Genomic DNA, 25180 nt, shown 5'->3' on the forward strand with positions numbered 1-25180 from the left:
CTTTTGTTATGTGGTTTTACTTTAAGTTCTTTTTGATGTATTTTATTGTTTTTCTGAGCTCGTTAGGATGGGGGCGACCAAATGGGCTTGTCTGTCTCTGCTGATATAGGACTTTTCCTTTCTCATCCAGTAGGAAATAAGCCGGTTCGCCGTGGGTACCATGATCTTCATAGGGAGCCTGCTCGTCATGGTAATGAACGCCGTAGGAGGATGCGAATTCCAGATCTTCGTCCACCAGAACGGGGAAAGTAAAGCCATGGTCTTCCACCATTTTCTCCAAATCTTCCACACGATCCTGTGTAATTGACACCACACGGACGTCATGCTTCTTAAAATAGTCCAGGCTGTCCTGGAATTCATCCAATTCGCTCATGCAGGCAGGGCACCAGGAACCACGGAAGAATGTAATCAGGTACCACTGATCCTGAGATTCCAGCGCCTCGGAGAGGCTGAAGCTGCCACCTGATATTTTCGGTAATTTGAAATCAGGCGCGTCCTGATTCAGTTTGAATGTTTGAGTCATTGAAATGACACTCCTTCCCTATTACGTACGACATCCTTTACCCTGTTTCTTTTATAGTTAACCTATGTAGTGTGGAAGCATGTCGAAGAGCGGAGCAGTAAAGACCGCTCCGCTTCATGGTTTACTTAACGTACGCTACTCCAACGATGATGAGAAGGATGAACAGCACGACAATCAATGCAAAGCCGCCGCCATAACCACCACAGCCGCCGCCATAACCTCCGCATCCGTATCCGCCGTAACCTCCCCAGCCGAATCCGCCATATCCGAAGCCCATGTAAAACACTCCTTCATTAATAGAATAGAGGCAATGAATACCAGCCTCACTACTCTTATACTATGTAGTCGCCTTCGATTCGGGTGTGTGCTCGTCTAGAAGTCTTCAAATAATTACAATAATTTTGGTATAATAGAAAAAAGAGGAATAGAAAGGGGCGTGGATGTTGGATATTAATCAAGCAAGAAGGGAATTGGCGGACTACAACAGGAAAGGGGTTCCTGTTTTATGGAGTGCACTCCTTTACTGGACGGCCCTGCTTCTTTTATCTTTCTTCATTACGGACGAAAAGCTGCTTGCCATCATTTATTTGTACGGCACCGGGTTATTGCTTCCGATCGGTGTCCTGTTTGCTAAATGGATGGGTATCGAGCTGTTTCGAAAATTAAATCCGCTTTCCGGACTTTCCGGTGTCCTGGCAGCTGTTCCTGCAATAATGGGACCTCTCACCGTGTACATATTTTTCTCAGATCCAGGGGCGCTTCCTTTTGCCATTGCTATTATCACAGGCGGCCATTTCTTTCCGTTTGCGTGGCTGTATGAATCAAAAGCTTATATTTTTCCCCCCGTCGCAATGATGATTTTCTGCTTATGCAGCATAATCGTTTACCCCGAGCTTCAATTTCTTCTTGTTCCAATCATTGTGATTGTATCTATCTCCGCTATCATTGTTGGAACAAAGATGGAGTCAAGAAACAAAAAGCTGGAAATGGACGGTTATTCTGCCGCTGATCCAAAAAAGGAGAGAAGGATATGACGTTAAAATATATTAAGGAGGAAAGCCGGACTCTGATCGGCTTCCATATTCTGTGTTCAGAAGCTGCTTATGGAAAGGAAATCGCTTCTGCCTCCCGTGTTCTTTCAAAGGAATTTCCAGCTTCCACATGTCAAATCGGAGCATTCATTCCTGGTCCGTGCGAAAAGGATGAGGATGGGTATTGGCTTGGGGTACCTCTAGAGGAGGCGGGAGAAAAAAGAGCTGGAATGTCGGTACTTACAATACCAGCCCAGACTTACGCCGTCATGACGCATACGGGCTCAGGTGTGGATATTCGACGTACATATGAAACTTTACATTCTATTATGGATGTAAACGGCTACGAAAGGATTTTTACTTCTTTTTGTATGGAAGTTTACCGGCGGTGGGGTAACCAAGAAGAGCTTGTTGTAGACCTGTATGAGCCCGTCGCGGCAAAGGGGGATATCTTACATGATTAAGTGGAAGGAAGAAAGGAAGGTACGTGAGAACATCGAGGACGTCTGGGTGTTGTTTTCCGATGAAAATATAAAGCGTATTATGCCTAAAGTGGTCGAACACCAGCTGATAAAAGGAACAGAAACAGAGGCAGGCGCAGTCCACCAACAGACATATAAAGAAGGAGATCGGTTGGAATCCTATGAAGTAAGGACGCTCGCATATGAGGACATTCCACAAAAGAAACATAAAAAATTCAATTTGTAATCAGCGGTATGTTTGAAGTGACGGCTGATTTTCAACTAAGTGAATCCGAAGACGGGCTAACGATGTTTCAATATTCGGGCCGAAATAAGGGAATCACCGTTTTATCAAAACTGATGTTATTATTCGCCAATAGAAAAGGGAATGCACGTGTTGTTAGGGAATTCATGGATCGTGTGGAAAGAGAAGCGGAGATGAAACATTAAAGAAGCTGCCTCAATGAGGCAGCTTCTTTCGTGTTAAACGGTAACGGCTTTGCCATGGTATGCAGCGGTGAATAGATCTTTCATTTCTTCTTTGGATGTTTCACGCGGGTTGGTGCCCGTGCACGGATCCTCCACAGCATTTTCGGCCATTTTGTCCACGTGGTCATGGAACAATGCTTCTTCAATGCCGAAGTCCTTCAAGTTGTTCGGCACTTCCATTGCCTTATTTAAATCCCGGACCCACTCAATGAGAGAATCAACAAGCTCTTTATCGTTACTTCCGACAAGGCCGATTCGTCGAGCGAGTGCAGCGTATCGATCTTCTACTACGGAGCGGTTGAATTGGATGACATAGGGAAGGTAGATACCATTTGCACAACCATGCGGGATTCCGAATGTAGGTCCGCTTTTATGAGCCATACTGTGTACATTCCCCAGCACAGCATTAGCGAATGCCATACCAGCCATCGCTTGAGCGTAATGGACTTTCTCACGTGCTGCTTCCTCCCCGTTATAAGAAGCCAGCAGATTCTGATTTAATATGTCCAGTGCTTCGATGGACAGGGAATCGGTGAATGTAGTCCGTGGTTTAGCTACATAGGCTTCAATACTATGGGTCACTGCATCCATTCCACTGTATGCAATGACCTCTTTAGGCATGGATTCCACCATGACCGGATCGATAATCGCAAGGTCGGGAGTGAGCTCGAAGCTTGCGAGAGGATATTTGACGCCGGTTTCTGAATCGGTAATGACAGATAGGTTGGATATTTCAGAGGCCGTTCCGCTTGTCGTGGGAATGCCTATGAATTTGGTTTTATTCCTTAGCTCCGGAAGCTGAAAAGGTTCTACAGCTTCTTGGAAGGTCAAATCCGGATGTTCGTAAAAGAGCCAAAGGGCTTTTGCTGCATCCATCGGAGAACCGCCGCCTACTCCAATGATCCAATCAGGGGCAAAATCATTCACCTCGTCCAGATACTTATTTATTAAATCAGTCGAAGGTTCTTCTGTGACGCCTTCCAAAACTTTCGTTTCCAAACCAGCCTCCGATAAGTATCCTTCAATTTGATCCAGGTTTCCGTTCTTCTTGACGGAGCCTCCTCCGATTACGATCAATGCTTTCTTTCCTGCTACCGTATTCAGCACTTCCAATGCGTTCTCGCCAAAATATATGTCTCGGGGTATGGTAAATCGGTTCATTATACATCCTCCTATGCTGAGTTTCTTGCCTACCTTCCTGTGCATTGCCGATTGCTGATACATGTAAACATAGCAATATGGAAAAAAGGAACATTCAGACCATTTGTCTACCATGTACCTAGGTAATAAGGGGTGAAATGAAGCTTATTATATCGTGATTGCGAGTATTTAACTTCCAAAACACGGAAAGTATTCGTATAATGTTCATTATAATTAACAAGTGAGGTGATGGGATGCTGCAACTTGTGTTCATCCTTGTTGGAGTCCTTTTTGCTCTTCAAGTTTTTTTGCTTTGCTATTTATTGGTTATGAAAGCAAACAGATTGAGGATCCAGGAACACCGGAATGATCTTTATGCTTTTTACTATGGTAGTTTTCGATCCTTCCTTGCCGGTGAGGAGGAAGAGCCGGAGTACATCATGTCAAAAACAGACAAGGTTAACCTGATCGAACGAATGCTCAATGATATCGTCGATCGCAAGGACCCGGCTGTTTCAGAAGAGCGGGTGGAAGAATCTTCTCATAAACACCTTGCCCAGTCCTACCAGCTTTTACTAAAGAAGGGAAGCTGGTCTCAGCGCGTAAACACTCTGTTCTACATAGAAGACTTTCATATGACCCAATTAAAGGATGACGTATGGGAACATTTCCAATCGTTAAGAAAAATAGATGAAGAATATCGGCAGACCCTAAGGACGGCTGCTGCACTTGGGGATGAGAGAGTCATTCGAGTTATTCTTGAAACTCCACACATGACTCAGAGGCTTGCAAAGCAAATGCTCAGGCGTATGCCCGCTGATTTTCTTAGTACATTAATCTATTTGATAGAGGAAGGAGCGGATACAAAAAGAGATGTAATTATTGGAATCCTTACCTACTGCGGAGAAACAAAAAATCAGGAACATGTCGCTTTTATTAAGGGATGGCTTCAGGATGAGGATAAGGAAATACGTTTAAAAGCACTTCGCAGCTATGCTGATGCGGATGCGGACGTGGAAATGAGCGTAATCGCCTCTTTCTTCCAATCAAATTATTGGGAGGAACGAATGTTAGTGGCACGACTTGCAGGCATGCGTAGAGTAAAGGAGAGCAGAGAAGCGCTTCATGATCTGACCGGGGACAGAGAATGGTGGGTGCGGTACACCGCATGTCAAGCTATCCGGCAGCTGCCTGCCGGACAGGATATGTTGGCTCGTATAGCGGAGGAGCATCCCGATGGTTTTGCTCGTGATATGGCTCGTCAATTTATGAGCATGAAAGTGAGGGAAAGCGTATGATGCAGGAAATATTATCGGTTATCGTAGATGTAACTGCGGTGTTTGTCATTCTCTATATGGTAATCGTTGCCGTATTATATGGGGTATTATTTCTTCTCGCCGGGCCGAAAATTAAAAAGGAGAAAGAGCTGGACAGGGAAGAATTGATTGAAGACACGGCTGTTAATACAGATACGTTCCCTGTATCTGTTCTCGTGCCGGCTTATAATGAAGAAGTGGGTATTCTTAATACGGTGGAATCGATGCTTGCTTTACACTATCCTCAATATGAAGTCATCGTCATTGATGACGGATCCAAAGACCGGACGGCAGAGAAAATGATCCATACGTTCGAGATGGAGCCGTTTAATCTAGCTACACGACGGCACTTTCAAACGAAGGATGTGACCGCTGGGTATCAATCCACTCTTTATCCTCATGTCTATCTATTAAGAAAAGAAAATGGAGGAAAAGCCGATGCCTTGAATGCCGGCATTAATTTCTCCAAGTATCCCTATTTTGCAGCAATCGACGGTGACTCTTTATTAGACAGGGATGCCTTACTTAAGACGATGAAACCGATCATTGACTCAAACGGGGAGGTGACCGCTACTGGGGGGACCGTCCGGATCGCCAACGGATCCCTTATCGTGAAAAGTGTGGTGGAAAAGATCGGTCTTGCCAGAGAACCGATGGTGCGAATGCAGATCATTGAGTATTTTCGAGCATTCCTGATTGGGAGACTAGGCCTCAGCCGTTTAAATATCCTGCTGATTATATCCGGTGCTTTTGGTGTGTTTGAAAAGAAACGGGTGATTAAAGCCGGTGGTTACGATACGAATACAGTTGGAGAGGATATGGAATTGATCGTTCGTATGCACCGTACTATTAAGGAAGAGAACTCAAAGCAGCGAATTGAATACATTCAGGATCCTGTATGCTGGACAGAGGCTCCATCTACGATTTCCTCTCTTTGTGCGCAAAGAAAGCGCTGGCAGCGTGGGCTTGCAGAGACAATATGGAAGCATCGGGACATGCTTTTTAATCCTAAATACAAAGGAATTGGAATGTTTTCTCTTCCCTATTATCTCTTCGTCGAATTGTTGAGTGCGGTTTTCGAATTACTGGGGTATGCCATTATCGTAATCGGTTTGATTTTTTCCTTTATATCTATTGAAGTGAGTATTGCTATGGGGCTGTTAACCATATTCTATGGTTCCATGTTGTCCTCACTGGCGGTCCTTCTTGAAGAGTGGACCTATCACAAGTACCCTGATTTGAAAAGTGTCGTCGTGTTATTTCTTTACGCACTTACAGAGAGTTTCTGGTATCGGCCTATGCTTGTTTGGTGGCGCGTCGCAGGCCTTTATCAAGCAATCTGTAAGAAAAAAGGAAGTTGGGGAGATATGAATCGGAAAGGTTTATCTCAAACCAATGCAGAGTCTTAGTCCCAAGACGGTGCTTTCCTTGGGGCGCTGATAAAACAAAGAACCACAGTGGTTTACTGTGGTTCTTTGTTTTATTTCACATCTTTAAATAGCTGCTGGATGATCGGGTAGGAGTCCTTCAGCCGCTCTTCATATTGTGGAAGGTCCCAGTTGTCCCACGTGTAAAGAGCCGGCCCGTCAGGGAATTTCTCTACGTTTGAATTGTCATCTGTAATCGCGGCAGCAACTTCCACCCCGTCCACTTTGATGGAGGCGTCTATTCCGTTCTTATATATATCCCCCATAAACTCTTTCTGACTGGGGTCTTTTGCGTTAACGAGCATCCACGGTATACGGATTTCTATTCGTCCATCCTTTGTGAAAAAGTAGTCGGCGAGGGAATCGTAATCATCTGCATTTGGATTTCCGTTTCCAAAGCGGAAGACGCCCGTTTCGTAGGATTCAAATGGAATCTCTTCTCCAGTATCCGGACGGACAAGTCCTTTGTTCAAGGCGAGATGGATGGGGCGGAAAATCTTCTCTTTCCTCTCCAGTTCTTTCTCCGGTACCTTGACCATGTTCAAATCTTCGGTGTAGTGAAACAGGAATGGATCATAATCTCCGGCTGTTTCGAGGACTGCCTCATCCTTTCCACGAATCGTCAGGCGGAAGTCTGCTCTCATCGATGCGTCACCAAAGACATCGATGCCCTTTTCCGGCCTTATGCTGAAATAAAGGTTGATGTGATGATTGTCCCAAAACGTATCGGAAAGTGTCTCAAGCTCGGTTTTTATGTAGAGGTAACGTTCATCATGGTCTACCGCTAAGCTCTGCAGGCTGCCTTCATTTTTGGAAAGGAGCGTTTTCGATGCATCCCAATCGTTCTTTCCGTCGACTTTAATTTTGTGTCTGTCAAAACTTAGTAGTCCGAATTGTTGTTCGTTAGTCTGCGCGTTGGACCAATAGGGGCGTCTGTCCGGGTTATCATAATCCATAGTGTTCCACGTCCGTTTAAACCACTCATCCTGCCAAGTAAAGATAAGTCCTCCCATCATATTTTCTTCCAGGATATCTTCATAGAGCCGTTTGACAATCTGCCCTTGCTCTTTTTCGGAGTGAAAGCCCTGGTTCCAACCGAAAGGGTTACGATGGGTTAGACCCCGGGATGCAGGAACTCCGAATTCCGCAATCAGGACCGGCATATCATTCGCTTCGGATAAATCATGCAGGTAGCCTGCATAATTATTACGTTCACCTCTGTGATCCAAATACTTTGTGTACTTTTCTTCCAGGTTCATAAAGTCAGGGTAATAGGGGTAGACGTGATAGGAAGCGAACATTCCCGGTTTTGTACCGGCTCCTTTTCGGTGAAAGTGATTGGGATCTATAGACGCCAAATCTTCTTCTTCCAACGGCTCTGCCGGCTGATCTATGTGATCTGTGGTTACCCAGTTCGTAAAACTGATGGGACGCATGCTTTTGTAATTTTCGCTTTCATAGGCTGTGAGGGTTTCCAGTTGGACGGCAAGCCAGTGTTCCATCGGACTCGCGCCTTCAGTGAAAACATACTCTCCGTCGAAGTCACCAAGATCAGGATACGCGCGATCCATAGAATCCACCATTTTAGGGTGCCATTCAATTCCGATAATCCAACCGATCACATATGGGGAAACATCGATGTCATAAACCCCGGATGCATGTCCAGGAGAAGGTTTTACTTCCGCTTGACCGTGAATGGCATCGGCTATTTTCTTCATTTCGTTCTGAAAGGAATCTGTTATTTCTTTATGAAAAGCATCCTCTGTTTCCTCTAGCGGAGTTTCATCGACCCATACGCCGTGCAGGACATAGAGCGGCTGTTCTGCCTGAGCATTATAGGCGGCCAGTGCTTTGTAAAAGCCCGGGGGATGAAGGGTATAAATCCGTATGGCGTTCGCGTTCATGTCCCCAATCTGCTGGAACCAACGCAGGTATTCATCCTCGTCAATGGCTGCTTCACCAGGAAAGTGCCCAGGCTTGCCCATACCAATGTTCACCCCTTTAATGGTAATAGGCACCCACTTTTCATCCTTATATACGTGCATTCGGTTATCTTCTATTTTGGATGGATAAGACAAGTCGTCGACAGAGGCCAGTTCCACTTTCTTCATCTCCTCATTCAAAGATTTGTTCGATGGAAGCTTACTTTCCGGCTCGGTTGAGAGATTCTGCCAAAAAAGAACGCCCCCTGTCACGATCATTACAGCCAAAAAAAGAATATAAGTAAGTTTTTCAAAAAAACAGCTCCTTAGAGGAAAAAATTTCTACTTTTATATGTTCATTATAATAGCTCGTGATAAAATTGGGTAGATGGATGGATGATTTTAAGTGTTCACGTAGTAGGGATAGATGGATGACAGGAGAGATTACAGGGATGGTGTATATATTGAAAGAATTAGTGGCTAATTTAGCAATTATGATAGCCGGGTTCTATCTGGCAGGAAAAATTATTAAAGAACCGATCGGCAGGCAGTCAGGCAGATGGGATCGATGTCTTATGAGTGTGTTAGCAGCGGGTATAGGCTTGGTTCTCATGTTCTTCTCTATAGAAGTTGGAGACAATATCATGATCGACCTCAGGCATATTCCGATCATTATTCTTGCTTACTATGCAGGGTTTGTCCCGACGATGGTATCTGCCGCGCTGATCGGCATATCACGGCTTTTATTCGGTTTTGATGAGACGTCGCTTTTCGCTTTAATGACTACTCTTATCTTCGGCTTGATCGTAGGAGTTGCCAGCAGATTTATTTCCTTAGGGACAACCAAAAAGATATCCGTCCTGAACATCATCAGTCTGCTGATCATCAGTACACATTTGTATGTAGTTATGGGAGGAGATAGGGAATATTGGGAAGTGTTGATATATTATTGGTTTATTGCTGTTCCAGCCGGCGTTTTTGCAGCAGTTTTCTTTCAGGACATCCAATATTCCAAGCGCATGTTTCAGCAGTTGAAAAATGATTCAAAGACGGACTTCTTGACCGGTTTAAGCAACGTACGTCACTTTCACTTTACCCTGAACGATTTATTTAAGAAGAGCGGTAATCAAGTGAAAGGTGTATCTTTACTGCTCATGGATCTTGACCATTTTAAACGCGTTAATGATACATACGGACATGACGCCGGGGATGCCGTCCTTAAACAACTGGGTGGGCTTCTGCAGGCAAATGCCAGACCGACAGACCAGATAGCAAGAAACGGGGGGGAGGAGTTTTCCGTGCTGCTTCCCGACTGTTCTAGGAAAGATTCCTTGGAAATTGCAGAAAGAATCCGGGCCGCGGTGGAAAGGCACCGTTTCGTGCTGCCGGAGGGAGATGAAATCAAACTTTCGATTTCAATAGGGGTCAGCCAATTAGAAAAAGAAATGAAGAAGCCGGATGATTTATACAAGAACGCGGATAAAGCTTTATATAAGGCAAAAACCACTGGCAGGAACCGGGTCGTTTACTGAATAAAAAAGGAGCCTCTATGGCTCCTTTTTTGTATGGATTTTATTTGAGTTTTTTAGAAGACTTTATCTCCGTTAAAGATCGAGTTCTTCACAATGACATAGTCGACGTGGCGGATAGCGTTTAAGTCCGTGCCTCCTGCGTAACTGACAGCTGATTGGAGATCCTGCTCCATTTCGTCAAGTGTATCCTGTAGGTTTCCTTTGTGCTCTACATGCATTTTCTTGCCTTCTACGTTCTTTTTCTCCCCTTTTTGGAACTCAGACGCAGATCCAAAGTATTCTTTATACAGTTTTCCATCTACTTCGATGGTATCTCCTGGAGATTCTTCGTGCCCGGCAAATAAGGAACCGATCATGACCATAGAGGCTCCAAAACGAACAGATTTTGCAATGTCTCCGTGGGTTCGGATTCCTCCGTCAGCGATAATCGGCTTCTTAGCAGCTTTGGCGCACCAACGAAGAGCTGCAAGCTGCCACCCTCCGGTACCAAAACCGGTCTTTAATTTCGTAATGCATACTTTCCCCGGGCCGATCCCTACTTTAGTTGCATCCGCTCCGGCATTTTCCAGTTCCCTGACTGCTTCCGGAGTACCGACATTACCTGCAATAACGAAAGTCGACGGTATATGTTCCTTTATGTGTTGAATCATTTCAATAACAGCTGTTGAGTGTCCGTGTGCAATATCAATGGTAATAAATTCTGGAACAAGACCTTTATTTGCAAGGCCTGTAATAAATTCATATTCTTCATCCTTCACCCCGACACTTATGGAAGCGATTAAATTTTTCTGCTTCATCGTGTGGATGAATGCTTCCCGTGTTTCCGGCTGGAACCGGTGCATTACATAGAAATATCCGTTTTCCGCGAGGGTCGCAGCGATGGATTCATCGATGATCGTCTGCATGTTTGCAGGTACTACAGGAAGTTTAAATGTGTAAGACCCTAAAGTAACGGAGGTATTACATTCTGAGCGGCTGTTCACTATACACTTAGCAGGAATTAATTGAATATCTTCGTAATCAAATACATTTTCCATTTAAAACACTCCTAAAACCGAATGTTATTCGATTTAATATCTTTTATCGTTCGTACATATTGTAATTTACAGCATTTTCTTTTGAAAGTCAAAATAAAAACCTCCAAGGAATGGGAGGTTTTTTATGATTTCATTCGCTTCATGAAGTTTTCCAGATGATCTCTCGATTTCAAATTCTTGTTGCACGTTTGACTGTCTACGCAAATATAGTTACCCCGACTCACCATTTCACCATTTGTTTGTCGTGATACGACGGATGTAAGAAGTCCCACATTTCCCTGTTCATGACAAATGGAACAGATTCCATGCTTAACGGATGATGAGAAATGTCCGGATAAACCAACCAGTCTGTCATCGATTGTAGTAACGATAAATTTCTTTACTGTTCCATAATCATTCCATCCTATATACGACAGTTCCGTCCACTCCAGCTTATTAAGGTCTGGAATAGTCAATTTCTTTGTTTTAGGAAAAAGCAGCTGGATGGTTTCCTCTGTGATATCTGCAAGTGGATTAACATATTGCTTGATACGAGAAAAATAAAGGATGGCATCCGTTTCATCCTGCACATTTTTTATTTGATCTATAATTTGCTTTTGAGGCAGTGTGAGGCTTTGAAAAGCTTCAAGAACTTTTTCATGGGTCATCTCTTTCAAAGCATTGGTGACGGCAGCATCTTTCGAGATGAGGTTGTTTTTATATAAATGATGTGCACAAGACTGAATGAAATGGTATTGGTCGGGACGAATGAATTTTTCCATGAATCCTGCCTCCGTTCATTGTGGTGACTCTTATTATTTCAGGTCAGGGACTTTCTATCAACTTATTCACCTTCTTAAAAAGAATAGTTTGTTTTATGTATGCAGAACAGGAAATTGAAACAAGCTAGGAAGAAAAACTGATGAAAGGGGAAGAACTATGATTTTTCGAAATTTCCGCAAGTTTAAAGAGGTGTGGTTTCTCCTGTTTCTGCTTTCTTTTACGATCTTACATAATATAGCAGATCGAATCTTTAAAGAGGACTGGAATTCTACTGCTTATCTGTTTACCTTTTTCCTGTCCTATGCTCTTTTTTTATGGATGAGGAATTCTGTTCATTGGTTGAGGCTCCCGCTCCCGATATCAGCATGGATCGGTTTATATGCAGCGGGGATGTTTCTGCTGGGAGTGGTTTTTATCTCTGTTTAAGATGGAAATTCCATTATAGAGGGAGGGAGAAGGCCGCGGCTTTCTTCCTTTTGTACGGTGAATGAGTGGGTATTGGAGGGAGTGTTTATGGTCCTTGTTGATTTCCTTTTGCGTGGTTTTATTATGTTTGCCCTATTGTATATACTGGCAAGAATTTTAAGTAAAAAGCTTATATCCCAACTGACCTTATTCGATTTTATTGCGGGTATTACGTTAGGATCTATGACTTCCAACACATTTCTTACCCCGGATCTCCCTTTATGGCACGGGATTGCTGCTCTCGTTTTGTTTTCCGCTCTGGTAATGATTATGGATATATGGACAATCAAGTCGTTCCGTGTAAGAAAATGGTTGAACAGTGAACCGACGCTGCTGATCGACAACGGAAAAATTTTAGAGGAGGGGATGGCGAAAGTGCGTTTCACGGTGGATGAATTGATTGGGGAGTTGAGGAAAAGTGGCGTATTTCACTTCCGTGATGTTCAAGTCGCAGTCCTGGAAACGGATGGAACCGTGAGCGTATTAAGAAAATCACAGTATACGCCATTGACTCAAGGGGATATTGGAATGAAGGGAAACGAACAATCTTTTCCGCAGGTAGTTATTATACAAGGGAATCTTCTGCCTAACAGTTTAGCTGCTACCGGTTACAGTGAGGAATGGATAGAGGATAAGATAGCAGAGAGGGGAATATCGGACTGGGCAGAAATCGTCACGGCACAGCTGGATACAGAAGGGAATCTTTATATAGATCGGAGCGAAGACAGCCTTGGTTTGACACGAAAAGACATGTAGAAATCAGTCTGTTATACCGATTTTTCTTTAGTACGGCGCTTTTGTGTGGCTTGCTTCTTAGATAAGTATAAGGCTTCCTCTAATAGATTAATCTGCGAATTGAGTATCGACAGGTGAGAGGAATCCTGTGTTTTTTGTTTCAGGCATCGCAAGGAATGCTTATCTCTTTCCAGCAGCAATATTTCTGTATTATCTAATGTTAGTTGATCCTCCATTCGGCAGAACTCCCGTCTCATTCATATCTGAAGATATCAATTCCCACGATTTCATAGAACTAAACGTAATAATTGCAGAGTCAAGTTTTAATATGCGGAAATTTCGATGTTTTTCGTTTTTTTGTCATTCTATCACCTAAAAATGTTTAATGATGTAATAATAAGGAAATAGGGACTTTGGTGGGGAAAGTGGATGCATCTTTTGTCCCTTACATACATAATGACTGCTGCTCTTTCACCAAATTTGATAGGGGAGTGTTTGGATGGCGAAAAAATGGGTAAGTCTGTCGTTGATTTTGGTGGTTTTGTTCGTATTACCGATGCAGATATCCGCAGAGGAGATGGAAGCAGAGGAGATTCTGAAGAAATCCAATAAGGCTATGATGGAACTTGATAGTTACAAAATCCATACCGTATCGGAAATGACGGATGGTTCAAGCGAAGAAGCCGTTAAGACAGAAATGTCGGCGGATGTTCAAAACAATCCGTTAGTCATGCATATTCAGACTATGCTTGATGGGGAGACGATCGAATCCTATCTATCGGAAGAGGGTTATTTTACAGAAATTCCTGGAGAAGGATGGGTTAAAGTAACGGATGGTACCATGATCAAGAATGCGATGATGGCACAAGCGCAGGTGGATCAGGCGGCCGGCCTTGCTAAAGACATGAGTGTGGAAGAGTCGGATGATGGCTATGTTTTAACTTATGAAGGAGATGGACAAGAACTTTTGGAAATGTCCATGAAGATGATGGAGTCCAATATGTCTTCCGGAGAAGACAGCGGGGAAATGCAGAAAATGATGGAACAACTGCAGGATCAGATGACAATCAATGATGTGTCCTATAAAATAACTGTAGATAAAGAAAACCATTATTTAACCAGTGTGGATATGATGATCGATATGAGCCTTTCCATGGAAGGCCAAACGATGAATATTTCCCAGTCATCTAAAACAACGGTCAGCGAGTTTAACAATGTCGGGACCGTAGAAATACCACAGGAAGTAATAAACGGAGCGGAGCCTTTGGAGGCAGCGGGCGGGGAAATGCCGGATACGGCTACATCCGAACCAGCGTTTACGCTTCTTGGAGCTATTCTTGCTTTAACTGCAGGCGGTGTGTTGGTGTTTAGAAGAAAACAGAACGCTTAATATGGAAGGGGAGACCGGTTTGTCGGTTTCCCCTCTATACATAATGGAAGGAGATCGACTTTTGAATAAGATACTTGCTGCTGTAATGGCTGCCGGAATTGTCATAGCATTCTTTTTCGGCTTCCAGTGGTGGAGCTCGATCCAGGCGGTGGAAGAAGTACCACTGGAGGAAATTGAGCAATGGGATCAGGTCAAAGATGCTCCATCTATGGAAAAACAAACAATCGAGAGGAAAGAAAAACCTCCTGTTTATACGGAAGATCTGGAGACGTTTAAGCAAGGGGATGAAGTGGGGAGAGTGATCATTCCCAAGCTGGAGAAAGGGTTCAAAGTTTATTGGGGAGCCGATGAAGAATCCTTGAAAAGAGGGGTAGGAATGTATGTTAGTCAATGGACAACGACTCCCAAAGAACAACGCCATACGGTTTTGAGCGGCCATAGAGAGACTGTTTTTACGGGGCTTGGAGAAGTGGAGGAAGGAGACAGTATATTTGTGGAATTCCAAAACAAGCGATACGAATACCGCGTGGCCAAGACTTGGGTCACCGATGCAAAAGATCGCACTGTCATTGTTGATAAGGATGAACCTGTCCTGACGCTTACTACCTGTTATCCCTTTGAATTCGTTGGAGACGCCCCGGACAGGTATATTATTGAGGCGACTCTCGAAAGTGTGAATAAAATAGAATAATGGTTTTTTATGGGGGAGAAGAATAGATGCCCGTTCTTATACATCATCAGTACATCCACGCACCTGTGGAGATTTGCTTTAATATGGCCAGAAATGTAGATGTACATACAGAAACAACGAAGAAGAGCCTGGAGAGTGCAATCAGTGGAGTGACCAGTGGCATTATGGGGCTTGGAGATCAGGTAACGTGGAGAGCCAAGCACCTTGGTGTTTGGCAGTCATTGACCGCTCAGATTACTGAATTGAACGAGCCGTGGAATTTCACGGACCAAATGCTGGAAGGCGCATTTCATTCTTTTACACATACACACCGATTCCAGAATACACAAAGCGGCGGTACAATCATGACGGATGTATTTGAATATGAAGCGCCGTTCGGATGGATAGGTAAGCTTGCCGATGTGCTTTTTTTGAAAAGGTATATGCGACGGTTATTGATGGAAAGAGCAGAGGCTCTCGCGGAGATTGCTTTGAGAAGACAATTGGAATGATGAGTGAGTAATGAAAAACCCGGCAGTTATGCCGGGTTTTTTTAGACCACTGAAGGGACCCAACCATTTCAGAATCGTTCGCGATCCTGTGGTGAAAAGCTGATCGGAAGGATTCTTGCTTGTGAATCCGTTTCCTGTTGTGCTTTTTCCCTTCAAGCGTGTAATGACTCTTTCCACTTCCTGTTCGGCTTCATCAGGGCTCTGCCTATACCCATACACGGGAGATGTTCCCTTTATCCGCCAATGATTCGTTCCTTGGGAAACGAACTCGCAATGGTTGAGCCTCTTCAATGGTCTTAGTGAGTATATACCCTGAAGCAATGTGACATAAACCTCTCCCCACCCTGTTTTTTAAAAAAATAAAAAAATATTGCAGCATTTATTTTGTATTTTTATGGAATGGTGTACCTTGCCGTCCTAGGCGCAGGTTTTTATTGGGAAAAAGGAATTTGGATACTGCCGGCTCTTTCTTATGCACCCTTATCGAAGTTTGGATTGGCTGGGGGCAGGTTTGCCGCGTGCTGAAGTTTCAATATTTAAAGTACATGAAATTGTGATTTCACCCCAAACTAACGAAAAAGAAGGAGAAAATCATGACTTTATTTAGACTGGGATATGTAGCAATGAGCCTGGAGCTTGAAAATGCTTCACCGTCACAGACGTTAACCTTCAAGCGATTTTCTGGGATGAAAGACCGGGAAGCAGCGTTAAGAAAGCTTGAAAGCATCGCTGTATCCAACATTCATAATTGTCTGCGTATCTTAAAACATAATCTCGTGGAACAAATTGAATTTTTCCGGTTCAGTTCACGACTTGTTCCCCTTGCTACTCATAAAGAAGTGACCGACTGGGATTATATCTCCTCTATTAAGAAAGAGCTTAACATGCTTGGAGACTATGCCATTTCACATGCGATGCGCGTAGACTTTCATCCAGATCATTTCGTCGTTCTTAACTCTCCAAGTGAGGATGTCTTTCGTAATTCCATGGAAGTATTAAAGCACCATTACCTGCTGCTTCACTACATGGGGATCGATCCTATGCACCGCTGTGTACTTCATCTGGGAGGAAAGTATGGGGATAAAGAAAAGTCTCTGGAAAGGTTCCTTGACCAATGGGCGCATGTACCGAACGGACTGCAGAAGCTTGTGATGATTGAGAACGATGATACTTCCTTCACTCTTTCCGATTGTTTGTATATATGCGAAAAGCTGGGTATCCCTCAAGTGTTTGACCTTCACCATCATTTGGCTAATAACGATGGGGAAGATTGGACGTCACACTGGTCGAGGGTGATCGACACGTGGCGGGGATCCCAGCTTCCAGTTAAAATGCATATATCCAGTCCGAAAAGTGAAAAAGCTTTTAACAGCCATGCTGATTTCATTGATAGGGACATGTTCTTAAATTTTATAAAAAATGTAGATGGGTCGACTTCGATGATAGACTGTATGATTGAGGCGAAACAAAAGGATCAGGCACTGAAAAAGCTGATGAGGGAATTACAGACTCATCCCAATATCCTTATTGAAACACCTTCCACTTTTCGTTGGAAAGGAACAGGTGTTTAGGTTTAAATCTTAGGTTCATAGGGAGGGAGCTTGTTATGAAGCGGCTTATCCTTCCTGTAACCAAGGACGTATTCCGCCTGCATGATCGTATGGATTTCCCTCGTTCCCTCATAAATGACAGGGGCCTTCGAATTCCTTAAATACCGCTCTACTGGATATTCACCGGAGTAGCCGTACGCTCCGTGGATTTGAACGGCATCGTCGGCAGCAGCATTTGCGAAGTCACAGGCCTGCCATTTGGCGAGGGAGGTTTCCCTGGTATTTCGAACACCTTTGTTTTTTAGTTCTCCAGCCTTATAGACGAGTAATCGGCTCATCTGAAGACCTGCTTCCATCCTGGCGATCATTTGCTGAACGAGCTGGTGTCTTCCTATTTCTTTACCAAAGGTCTTTCTGTCCTTGCAGTATTGAACACTTGCTTCGAGGCATGCCATGATTTGCCCGCAAGCTCCGGCTGCCACAGTGAATCTGCCGTTATCAAGGGAAGCCATGGCTATTTTGAAACCATCTCCCTCTTTACCTAGCAGGTTCTCTTTTGGAACTCGGACGCCATCAAAAAACAACTCGCCTGTATTTCCAGCCCGTATCCCCAGTTTTCCTTTAATCGCTTTGGAAGAGAAACCCTCCCACGTCCTCTCCACAATAAACGCAGATATCCCATGATGTTTTTTGCTTTTATCTGTGTAGGCGAAAACAAGAAAGTGATCAGCCGTATCACATAGGGATATCCACGTCTTCTGACCGTTTAAAATATAGTGATCCCCATTCTTATGCGCGGTCGTTTGAAGGGCAGCCACGTCCGATCCTGCTCCCGGTTCCGTCAAGCCGAATGCCCCTATTTTCTCGCCTTTCGCCTGTGGGATGAGGTATTTCTTTTTCTGTATGTCATTCCCCCATTGGAGCAGCGACATGCTGTTGAGTCCGGTATGTACGGAAACAGCTGTTCTAAATGCCGTGTCTCCACGTTCGAGTTCTTCGCAGACGATGGCCAGCGCATTATAATCCATGCCGCTCCCGCCGTACTCTTCCGGGATGCATACCCCCATTAAACCTAAATCCGCAAGTTTTTTATAGATACCGGCATCTATAAATCCTCTCGCATCCCATTCCTGAATGTAAGGCATAACTTCCTTATCTACAAAATCCCTTACTGTTTTTTTCAGCATTACCTGTTCATCACTATAGTCGAAATTCATTAGTAAGCCTCCTTATATGATGCGCTTTTTTTTCCATTCATCGATAATTTCTCTGCTGTAACCAAGCATGTTTAAAATTTCTATTGTATGTTCCCCGGGTTCTGGCGGGGCATGGTTGACACGGAAGGATGATCCGGATAACTTCAGCGGGCTTCCGACCATCCGAATGGGGCCTGCCGCCGGATGGTTCGCAGTCACGAACATATCCCTTGCCATCAGCTGTTCATCCTGCACAACGTCGGTAAGCGTATGAACAGGTCCTATTGGTATTTGAGAATCCCGGCATATTTTCAACCAATAGGCTGTTTTTTTCTCCTCCATAGTTTTTTGCAGAATAGCGGTCAACTCTTCCCTGTTCTTAACCCGGACAGCATTCGTGCAGAAACGGGGATCTTCGGAGAGTTCCGGCTTTTGGACAGCATTGCAAAAATGATAAAACTGCCTGTCATTACCGACTGCAACTATAACCTCCCCGTCTTTTGTTTTGAACATCTGGTAGGGGGCTATGTTTGCATGATGATTTCCCATGCGGGTCGGTTCTTCTCCTGTCATCAGAAAATTGCTTCCGATATTCACTAAAGCACTGACCGCTGAGTCGAGCAGGGATAAGTCTATTTTCTGCCCTTTATTGGTGTGTTGCCTCTCGAGCAGCGCTGCCTGAATTCCAATAGCTGCGTACAGACCTGTGAGAATATCGGAAATTGCAACACCTGTTTTTTGAGGGCCGGACTGAGGCGTACCTGTAACGGCCATCAATCCGCTCATGGCTTGGATGATAAAGTCATATCCTGGTAAATGGCTGTAGGGACCGGTTTCTCCAAAACCTGTAATGGAACAATAGATGAGAGCGGGATGAAGCTCGCTCATACTCTCATAGTCCAGTCCGAATTTTTCCATCGAACCGGTTTTGAAATTGTGGAGAAGAACATCACTCCGGCTCGCCAGCTCCCGTATGATTGCTTGTCCTTCGGCTGTTTTCAAGTCAACAGTTAAGCTTTTTTTGTTCCTGTTTGCACAGAGATAATAAGCGCTGACCCCCTGTTGGAACGGCGGTCCCCAAGTCCTCGTGTCATCACTTCCACCGGGCGCTTCCACTTTGATTACTTCCGCCCCTAGATCTCCTAGGATCATAGAGCAGTAGGGACCGGCAAGGACTCTCGATAAATCCAACACACGTATGCCGCTTAGTGCGGTTGTCATACCACCACATCCTATCTGGATTGGGATTATATGGGCGTACCCTCATGGGAAAAGCCAGAAGAACCCATACGAAGTATGAATCCGACTGGCTTGGGAACAACATGATCATTTCTTGAAACAAGGGAGGGAAGTTGTCCGGATGTACACTTTAATTTATGCCGGTCCCCTATTATTTATGATTCTTAAAATCAATGATCATGAATCAGAACGGCAGACCATAGAATGAGATAGTGGGCAGTTCATTTGATCAATTATGGTTCAGCTTGGAGGTTTGAATGGTATGATGCATAGCTCGAAGTTAGTGGATCGTTTACCTACCTATTTATTTTCTATTTTTCAAAAGAAGAAGCAGGCGCTTCAGGCGCAGGGGATAGACGTGATTGATCTTGGAATAGGGGCTCCGGACCTGCCGACGCCTCCATTCATCATCGACCGGTTGGTGGATGAAGTCCACAAACCGGCGAATCACAAATATTCTCCATACAGCGGCTGCGAAGAGTTTAGACAAGCGGTCGCTGATTTCTATGAGAAACGCTATGATGTTCAATTGGATCCGGAAACGGAAGTGCTTGCCCTGATTGGTTCCAAGGAAGGGTTGGCCCATATGCTGGAAGCCGTCATCGACCCGGGAGACGGTGTCCTTATGCCGGATCCCGGGTATCCTGTTTATCAATCCGCCATTCACTTGGCTCATGGTGTAGGGATTAAATACCGGCTGTATGAGGAGAGCGGGTACAAGCCCCTTTTTGAAAGGCTCCTTGGTCAGGAGGACCAGCGATTAAAACTGATGCTCATGAACTATCCAAACAACCCTACCGGAGCAACCGTGGAACGGAAAACATTCGAGCAAGCTGTAACCTTTGCGCGTAATAAAGGAATCTTTCTAATTCAAGATGCCGCCTATGACCTGGTTACTTTCGGAAGCTATCGTGCACCAAGCATTCTTCAGGTAGAAGGAGCGAAAGAAGTCGCGGTCGAGTTCGGTTCTCTGTCAAAGAGTTTCAACATGTCGGGGTGGAGGATCGGATATGTCGTAGGTAACGCTCGATTGATCCAGGCGTTGTCGGTAGTAAAGAGCAATAAAGACACTGGTCAGTTCCTCCCGATTCAGAAGGCAGCGGCAACTGCGCTTCAAAGTGATCTATCGGAAGTTATAAAGAACAACTGCATCTATGAAAAACGTTTGGAGATGATGATGGGTGCTTTAGAATCTCTAGATATGAGAGCTTTGAAACCGAAGGGAACGCTGTTTATATGGGCAAAGGTACCGGCGGGAGAAACATCTGCAGAGTTTTGTGAGAAGATGCTCGACAATGCGGGAGTCATTATTACCCCTGGCACGGCTTTCGGCGAAGGTGGAGAAGGGTATGTAAGGATCAGTTTGTCTGTTCCTTTAGATAGGCTGGAACAAGCGGTCATTCGTATGAAGAAAGCGAGGAAGGGGGGATCTGTATGAAAGAAGAAAAAACAATGACAAGCGCAGAGGCCATCGTTGAATGTCTAAACAGGGAGAAAATATCCAAAGTGTTTTGCGTTCCCGGAGAGAGTTACCTTCCTGTGATGGACGCCATAAAGAAGAGGCAGAATATCGAGCTAATCTCTGCGAGACATGAGGGTGGAGCATCCTTCATGGCAGAAGGTTATGCCAAGGCAAGCGGAAAACCCGGGGTGGTTCTGGCTACGAGAGGGGTCGGGGCATCGAACTTAACCATTGGGGTTCACACCGCGTACCAGGATTCTACACCAATGGTCGTTTTGCTTGGTCAGGTACACTCAGGTTTTCGTGGCCGTGAAGGCTTTCAGGAAGTGGATCTTGAGGCTTTTTTGCGTCCGATTTCAAAATGGGTGGCTGAAATACGTGAGCCTCCAAGGACAGCGGAACTTGTACAAAGAGCATTCCGGATTGCAAGGACAGGAAGACCGGGGCCTGTGGTGCTTTCTCTGCCGGAAGATGTATTAAAGCAGACGTCCTCCATGGTATTTCAAAAGGCCCTGTAAAGATTCCGAAACCGAAGCTCTCGGACAGTCAAATCCAAGACATCCTCGATCTGCTGAAGGGGGCAGACCGGCCGGTTATCATTGCCGGTGGTGGAATCGTTGCATCAGGGGCCGAAGCTTCATTAAGAACATTTGCGGAGAAATTTGATATTCCGGTGCTGGCTGCATTTCGGAGGCACGATGTGTATCCAAACGACTCCATTCACTATGTCGGCCACTTAGGTTTAGGGCTGGACCGCGGTGTCAAAGAAACCGTCCAACGTGCGGATGTGATTCTTGCGGTCGGAACGAGACTTTCCGAAGTGACCACCCAGGATTATTCCTTAATTCAGCCGTGGCAGAAACTCATACACATCGATATATCCTATGATACTCTCGGAACAAGTTTTGCGCCGGATGTCGGTTGTGTAGCGGATGCAAAGGAATCATTACATTCGTTAAATGCTCTCTCTCTTAATAGAACGTGGGAGGAATGGAGGAAGGAACGAAGGTTGGTTTATGAAAGAACGCTTACGTCGAGAGACGAAACGCTGAATGGTCAAATAATCGGTCATCTGCAAGCAACGGTTCCAGAAGATACGATTATAACCAATGATGCAGGGAACTTTGCCGGGTGGCTTCACTCCTTTTTTCAATTCAGGAAGGATCGGACTTATATCGGCCCTACTTCAGGAGCTATGGGATATGGTCTGCCGGCAGCGATTGGAGCAAAGCTTGCTTCCTCTACAAAGAAAGTGGTATCCCTGTCCGGTGACGGTGGATTTATGATGACGATGCAGGAGTTGGAAACAGCGGTAAGGTATCACATCCCTGTCATCAGTATCGTATTTAACAACCGCATGTACGGTACTATTCGGATGCATCAGGAAATGCATTATCCAGGTGAAGTCATCGGTACAGAACTGGGACAAGTTCCATTCCATGAATGGGCAAACAAAGTTGGAGCAAAAGGGTTTTATGTCAAAACGGCTTCCCGATTCCGTGAAGTATTGGAAGAAGCCCTGCAGATAGATGGACCGGTCCTCATTGAAATTGAAGAGGACCGCGAGCGGATATCGGTAGGAGCAACGATCGACCAAATTAGAGAGCGTCATATGGAGGAGGAATAGTATGAGTCATATTCAAACGGAAACACTGCGTAACTTTATAGGTGGTAAATGGGAGGAAATCAAGTCAGGAGCCGCGGTGCCGGTTGTCAATCCAGCTACATCCGAAACGATCGTTCATGTTCCGTTGTCGACGCGCAAGGAAGTCTCCGATGCGGTGAAGGCTGCAAAGAAGGCTCAAAGAAAATGGGCACTAGTACCCGCACCACAGCGTGCAGAAATTCTATACAAAGTCGGTCAGAGGATGAAAGAAGAAAAGGAACGTCTTTCTCAATTATTAACGATGGAAAACGGAAAGGTGATTGAGGAAGCCCGCGGTGAAGTGCAGGAAGGAATTGATATGGCTTTTTACATGGCCGGTGAAGGAAGACGACTTTTCGGTCAAACAACACCATCTGAGTTAAAGGATAAATTCGCAATGAGTGTCCGCGCGCCCGTCGGTGTTGTCGGCATCATCACCCCCTGGAATTTCCCTATTGCCATTGCTACATGGAAATCATTTCCGGCAATTGTAGCTGGAAATGCAGTCGTTTGGAAACCTGCGACGGAAACACCGATTATGGCTTTCGAACTGGCAAGGATCTTTGAGGATTGCGGACTTCCGGAAGGCGTACTTAACGTCGTCTTCGGCTCTGGTTCGACAGTGGGAGAAGCCATGATCGAAGAAGAGGACATCCGCGTCATCTCTTTCACAGGGTCCAACCAGGTCGGGCGCACCATTGCAGGGAAATGCGGGGAGCGTCTGAAGAAAGTATCCCTTGAAATGGGTGGAAAGAACGCGGTTATTGTCATGGATGACGCAGACTTGGACCTTGCCGTAGAAGGGATCTTGTGGAGCGCCTACGGAACAAGCGGCCAACGTTGCACGGCGTGCAGCCGTGTGATGGTACATGAGAAGGTGAAAAATGAGCTGGAAGAGCGCCTTCAGAAAGCAATTGCCAGGCTTTCCATCGGCAACGGCTTGGATGAATCGATCAAAGTAGGACCGATTATTAACCGGTCCGGCCTCGAAAAAATAAAAGGCTATGTTGATGTTGGGAAAGCGGAGGGAGCCAAGCTGCTTACGGGCGGCTATATTATGGAAAACGGCAGCCATAAAAAAGGCAACTACTTTGCCCCCACCCTGTTCACAGATGTCACAAAAGACATGCGTATAGCCAAAGAAGAAATTTTCGGACCGGTCGTTTCGCTTATTCCTGTCCAGAGTTTTGAAGAAGCCGTTGATATCAACAACAGTGTAGAATATGGTCTCTCCAGTTCCATTTTTACAAAGGATGTCAACAAAGTCTTTACGGCTCAAAGAGATTTAGATACAGGAATTGTTTACGTAAACGCCGGAACGACAGGAGCTGAAATCCATCTTCCTTTTGGAGGTACGAAGGGGACAGGCAACGGCCATCGAGACTCCGGGGTTGCTGCGTTGGATGTATTTACAGAGTGGAAAGCCGTATATGTCGATTTCAGCGGAAAGCTCCAAAGGGCCCAAATCGACGTGGATTAAGATCAATATATAAAAGGGGATGGGACAATGAGAGTAGCTGTTCTAGGGTCTGGTTTAATGGGAAAAGAAGCAGCGCGTGATTTAGTGCACAGTCCCGGCGTGAAGAAGGTCGGGCTTGGAGATATCGACCTTAAAAGAGCAGAAGCGGTCTGTAAATCGCTGAGCAGCGGTAAAATCAGTGCTCATGTCGTCGATGCCGGGAATACGAACGAGCTAGCGGCCTTTCTCAAGGACTATGACGTCGTCATCAATGCTTTGTTCTATTCTTTTAATGAAATAGTAGCGAGGACAGCAATCGATGTTGGTGTTCATTCGGTGGACCTTGGAGGGCATATCGGGCACATAACCGATAAAGTGCTCGAACTTGATGAACGGGCTAAAGAGGAGGGTGTGACTATTATACCGGATCTAGGTGTAGCTCCGGGGATGATAAATATTCTCTCCGGATTCGGTGCTGGAAAGCTTAATCACCTGTCTTCGATCCGGCTGTTCGTAGGAGGGATACCGGTTCGTCCAGAACCCCCGCTTGAATATAATCATGTCTTCTCCATGGAAGGTCTGCTCGATCATTATTCGGATCCTTCTACAATCATTCGTGGTGGAAAACTTACGGAGGTGGAATCCCTTACAGAAGTGGAAAAAATCTATTTCGCAAAGTTCGGGCCGCTGGAAGCTTTCCATACGTCGGGCGGGACTTCGACGCTGTTGAAATCCTACCCGAATATAGAGACGCTCGAGTACAAAACGATCCGCTACCCGGGCCATGCTGAAAAAATGAAGCTGCTCGTAGATTTGAACTTAACCGGAGCCGACAATACAGTCGAAATAGGCGGAACACTGATAAAGACGAGAGAGGTCTTACTAAAGTCCATTGACCCAATAGTCGACTTGAAAGATAAAGAGGATGCTGTGCTCCTGCGCGTGAGCGTTGGTGGAAACAGGGCAGGCGTCGAGAAGACATACGAGTACGAGATGGTGACGTATAAAGACCCGGAAACAAAGGTGACAGCAATGGCCCGTGCGACTGCTAATACGATATCTGTTGTCGCACAAATGATCGGAAGCGGTGCCATATCCAAGCGAGGTGTATGTCCGCCGGAGTCCATCGTTCCAGGTGCGTTGTATATCGAGGAAATGGCGAAGCGCGGAGTCATGATTAATGAGGACCTAAAGTAAGAAGGAATAGGGCGGCAGAG

24 protein-coding genes and 1 pseudogene are annotated in these 25180 nt (G+C 45.2%); 16 read left to right on the top strand and 9 right to left on the bottom strand.

Features of this window, described 5'->3' with window-relative positions; all coding sequences use genetic code 11:
- Positions 1-16 precede the first annotated feature (16 nt).
- Together D479_RS17485 and D479_RS21100 are read right to left on the bottom strand one after the other, a co-directional pair.
- Positions 17-523, bottom strand: a complete 507-nt coding sequence (locus D479_RS17485; RefSeq protein WP_008639674.1) for a peroxiredoxin family protein — start codon at positions 521-523, stop codon at positions 17-19.
- 121 nt (positions 524-644) lie between these two features.
- Positions 645-725, bottom strand: a pseudogene (locus D479_RS21100) (YjcZ family sporulation protein); the annotation flags it as partial.
- Between the two features lie 241 nt (positions 726-966).
- Here D479_RS21100 and D479_RS17495 point away from each other — a divergent pair.
- Genes D479_RS17495 through D479_RS21105 form a run of 3 tightly spaced genes read left to right on the top strand, consistent with a single transcriptional unit; the run spans position 967 to position 2262 of the window.
- Entirely contained in the window at positions 967-1557 is a 591-nt protein-coding gene (locus D479_RS17495; RefSeq protein WP_152413422.1) for a hypothetical protein, read from the top strand.
- Positions 1554-2018 (top strand): effector binding domain-containing protein, encoded by a 465-nt coding sequence (locus D479_RS17500; protein ID WP_008639680.1) that lies wholly within the window; start codon positions 1554-1556, stop codon positions 2016-2018. Before D479_RS17495 ends, D479_RS17500 begins: the two co-directional genes overlap by 4 nt.
- Positions 2011-2262, top strand: coding sequence for a hypothetical protein (locus tag D479_RS21105; protein WP_008639681.1), 252 nt, complete (start codon positions 2011-2013; stop codon positions 2260-2262). Before D479_RS17500 ends, D479_RS21105 begins: the two co-directional genes overlap by 8 nt.
- Positions 2263-2498: 236 nt before the next feature.
- On the opposite strand, the gene D479_RS17510 is transcribed toward D479_RS21105, so the two are convergent.
- Entirely contained in the window at positions 2499-3665 is a 1167-nt protein-coding gene (locus tag D479_RS17510) for an iron-containing alcohol dehydrogenase (protein ID WP_008639683.1), read from the bottom strand.
- Between the two features lie 233 nt (positions 3666-3898).
- On the opposite strand from D479_RS17510, the gene D479_RS17515 reads away from it, so the two are divergent.
- Together D479_RS17515 and D479_RS17520 are read left to right on the top strand one after the other, a co-directional pair.
- Complete coding sequence (locus tag D479_RS17515) at positions 3899-4942, top strand: HEAT domain-containing protein (protein ID WP_008639685.1); 1044 nt, start codon at positions 3899-3901, stop codon at positions 4940-4942.
- On the top strand, positions 4942-6369 hold the full coding sequence (locus D479_RS17520) for a glycosyltransferase (RefSeq protein WP_152413425.1): 1428 nt from the start codon (positions 4942-4944) through the stop codon (positions 6367-6369). The genes D479_RS17515 and D479_RS17520 overlap by 1 nt, the downstream gene beginning before the upstream one ends.
- A 71-nt stretch (positions 6370-6440) precedes the next feature.
- Here the strand turns inward: D479_RS17520 and D479_RS17525 are convergent, their stop codons facing one another.
- Entirely contained in the window at positions 6441-8489 is a 2049-nt protein-coding gene (locus D479_RS17525) for a hypothetical protein (RefSeq protein WP_241210946.1), read from the bottom strand.
- Positions 8490-8761: 272 nt separating this feature from the next.
- Between D479_RS17525 and D479_RS17530 the strand changes: the two genes are divergently transcribed.
- Entirely contained in the window at positions 8762-9841 is a 1080-nt protein-coding gene (locus D479_RS17530; RefSeq protein ID WP_008639691.1) for a diguanylate cyclase, read from the top strand.
- A 53-nt stretch (positions 9842-9894) separates the two neighbouring features.
- Here the strand turns inward: D479_RS17530 and guaC are convergent, their stop codons facing one another.
- Together guaC and D479_RS17540 are read right to left on the bottom strand one after the other, a co-directional pair.
- Positions 9895-10878 carry a GMP reductase gene (gene guaC / locus D479_RS17535; protein WP_008639693.1) on the bottom strand — a complete coding sequence of 328 codons (984 nt, stop codon included), beginning with the start codon at positions 10876-10878 and terminating at the stop codon, positions 9895-9897.
- A gap of 122 nt (positions 10879-11000) precedes the next feature.
- Positions 11001-11639 carry an elongation factor G-binding protein gene (locus tag D479_RS17540; RefSeq protein WP_008639695.1) on the bottom strand — a complete coding sequence of 213 codons (639 nt, stop codon included), beginning with the start codon at positions 11637-11639 and terminating at the stop codon, positions 11001-11003.
- A gap of 514 nt (positions 11640-12153) precedes the next feature.
- Here D479_RS17540 and D479_RS17550 point away from each other — a divergent pair.
- A complete protein-coding gene (locus D479_RS17550) occupies positions 12154-12861 on the top strand; it encodes a DUF421 domain-containing protein (RefSeq protein WP_008639699.1) in 708 nt (235 codons plus the stop codon).
- A gap of 11 nt (positions 12862-12872) precedes the next feature.
- Here the strand turns inward: D479_RS17550 and D479_RS17555 are convergent, their stop codons facing one another.
- Entirely contained in the window at positions 12873-13076 is a 204-nt protein-coding gene (locus tag D479_RS17555) for a hypothetical protein (RefSeq protein ID WP_008639707.1), read from the bottom strand.
- Positions 13077-13339: 263 nt separating this feature from the next.
- On the opposite strand from D479_RS17555, the gene D479_RS17560 reads away from it, so the two are divergent.
- The 4 genes from D479_RS17560 (at position 13340) to uvsE (ending at position 16983) form a co-directional block, all read left to right on the top strand.
- On the top strand, positions 13340-14230 hold the full coding sequence (locus tag D479_RS17560; RefSeq protein WP_008639726.1) for an LPXTG cell wall anchor domain-containing protein: 891 nt from the start codon (positions 13340-13342) through the stop codon (positions 14228-14230).
- Between the two features lie 61 nt (positions 14231-14291).
- Complete coding sequence (locus D479_RS17565) at positions 14292-14921, top strand: class D sortase (protein WP_008639727.1); 630 nt, start codon at positions 14292-14294, stop codon at positions 14919-14921.
- A gap of 26 nt (positions 14922-14947) precedes the next feature.
- Positions 14948-15412, top strand: coding sequence for an SRPBCC family protein (locus D479_RS17570; RefSeq protein ID WP_039871747.1), 465 nt, complete (start codon positions 14948-14950; stop codon positions 15410-15412).
- Positions 15413-16005: 593 nt separating this feature from the next.
- Positions 16006-16983: a UV DNA damage repair endonuclease UvsE gene (gene uvsE, locus D479_RS17575; protein ID WP_008639732.1), complete on the top strand. Its 978-nt coding sequence runs from the start codon at positions 16006-16008 to the stop codon at positions 16981-16983.
- 2 nt (positions 16984-16985) lie between these two features.
- Here uvsE and D479_RS17580 read toward each other — a convergent pair whose 3' ends face one another.
- Complete coding sequence (locus tag D479_RS17580) at positions 16986-18179, bottom strand: acyl-CoA dehydrogenase family protein (RefSeq protein ID WP_008639734.1); 1194 nt, start codon at positions 18177-18179, stop codon at positions 16986-16988.
- Between the two features lie 12 nt (positions 18180-18191).
- Complete coding sequence (locus D479_RS17585; RefSeq protein ID WP_008639735.1) at positions 18192-19379, bottom strand: CoA transferase; 1188 nt, start codon at positions 19377-19379, stop codon at positions 18192-18194.
- 280 nt (positions 19380-19659) lie between these two features.
- Between D479_RS17585 and D479_RS17590 the strand changes: the two genes are divergently transcribed.
- The 5 genes from D479_RS17590 to D479_RS17605 all read left to right on the top strand — a co-directional run bounded on the left by D479_RS17590 (position 19660) and on the right by D479_RS17605 (position 25160).
- Positions 19660-20835, top strand: a complete 1176-nt coding sequence (locus D479_RS17590) for an aminotransferase class I/II-fold pyridoxal phosphate-dependent enzyme (protein WP_008639739.1) — start codon at positions 19660-19662, stop codon at positions 20833-20835.
- Entirely contained in the window at positions 20832-21377 is a 546-nt protein-coding gene (locus D479_RS21345) for a thiamine pyrophosphate-binding protein (RefSeq protein ID WP_346773263.1), read from the top strand. The genes D479_RS17590 and D479_RS21345 overlap by 4 nt, the downstream gene beginning before the upstream one ends.
- Positions 21378-21457: 80 nt before the next feature.
- Positions 21458-22486 carry a thiamine pyrophosphate-dependent enzyme gene (locus tag D479_RS21350; RefSeq protein ID WP_346773264.1) on the top strand — a complete coding sequence of 343 codons (1029 nt, stop codon included), beginning with the start codon at positions 21458-21460 and terminating at the stop codon, positions 22484-22486.
- Position 22487: 1 nt separating this feature from the next.
- Positions 22488-23984, top strand: a complete 1497-nt coding sequence (locus D479_RS17600) for an aldehyde dehydrogenase family protein (RefSeq protein ID WP_008639741.1) — start codon at positions 22488-22490, stop codon at positions 23982-23984.
- A gap of 27 nt (positions 23985-24011) precedes the next feature.
- Positions 24012-25160 carry a saccharopine dehydrogenase C-terminal domain-containing protein gene (locus tag D479_RS17605; RefSeq protein ID WP_008639743.1) on the top strand — a complete coding sequence of 383 codons (1149 nt, stop codon included), beginning with the start codon at positions 24012-24014 and terminating at the stop codon, positions 25158-25160.
- Positions 25161-25180: the final 20 nt, after the last annotated feature.

Source organism: Halobacillus sp. BAB-2008 (assembly GCF_000328325.1).
Classification (GTDB): Bacteria; Bacillota; Bacilli; order Bacillales; family Halobacillaceae; genus Halobacillus.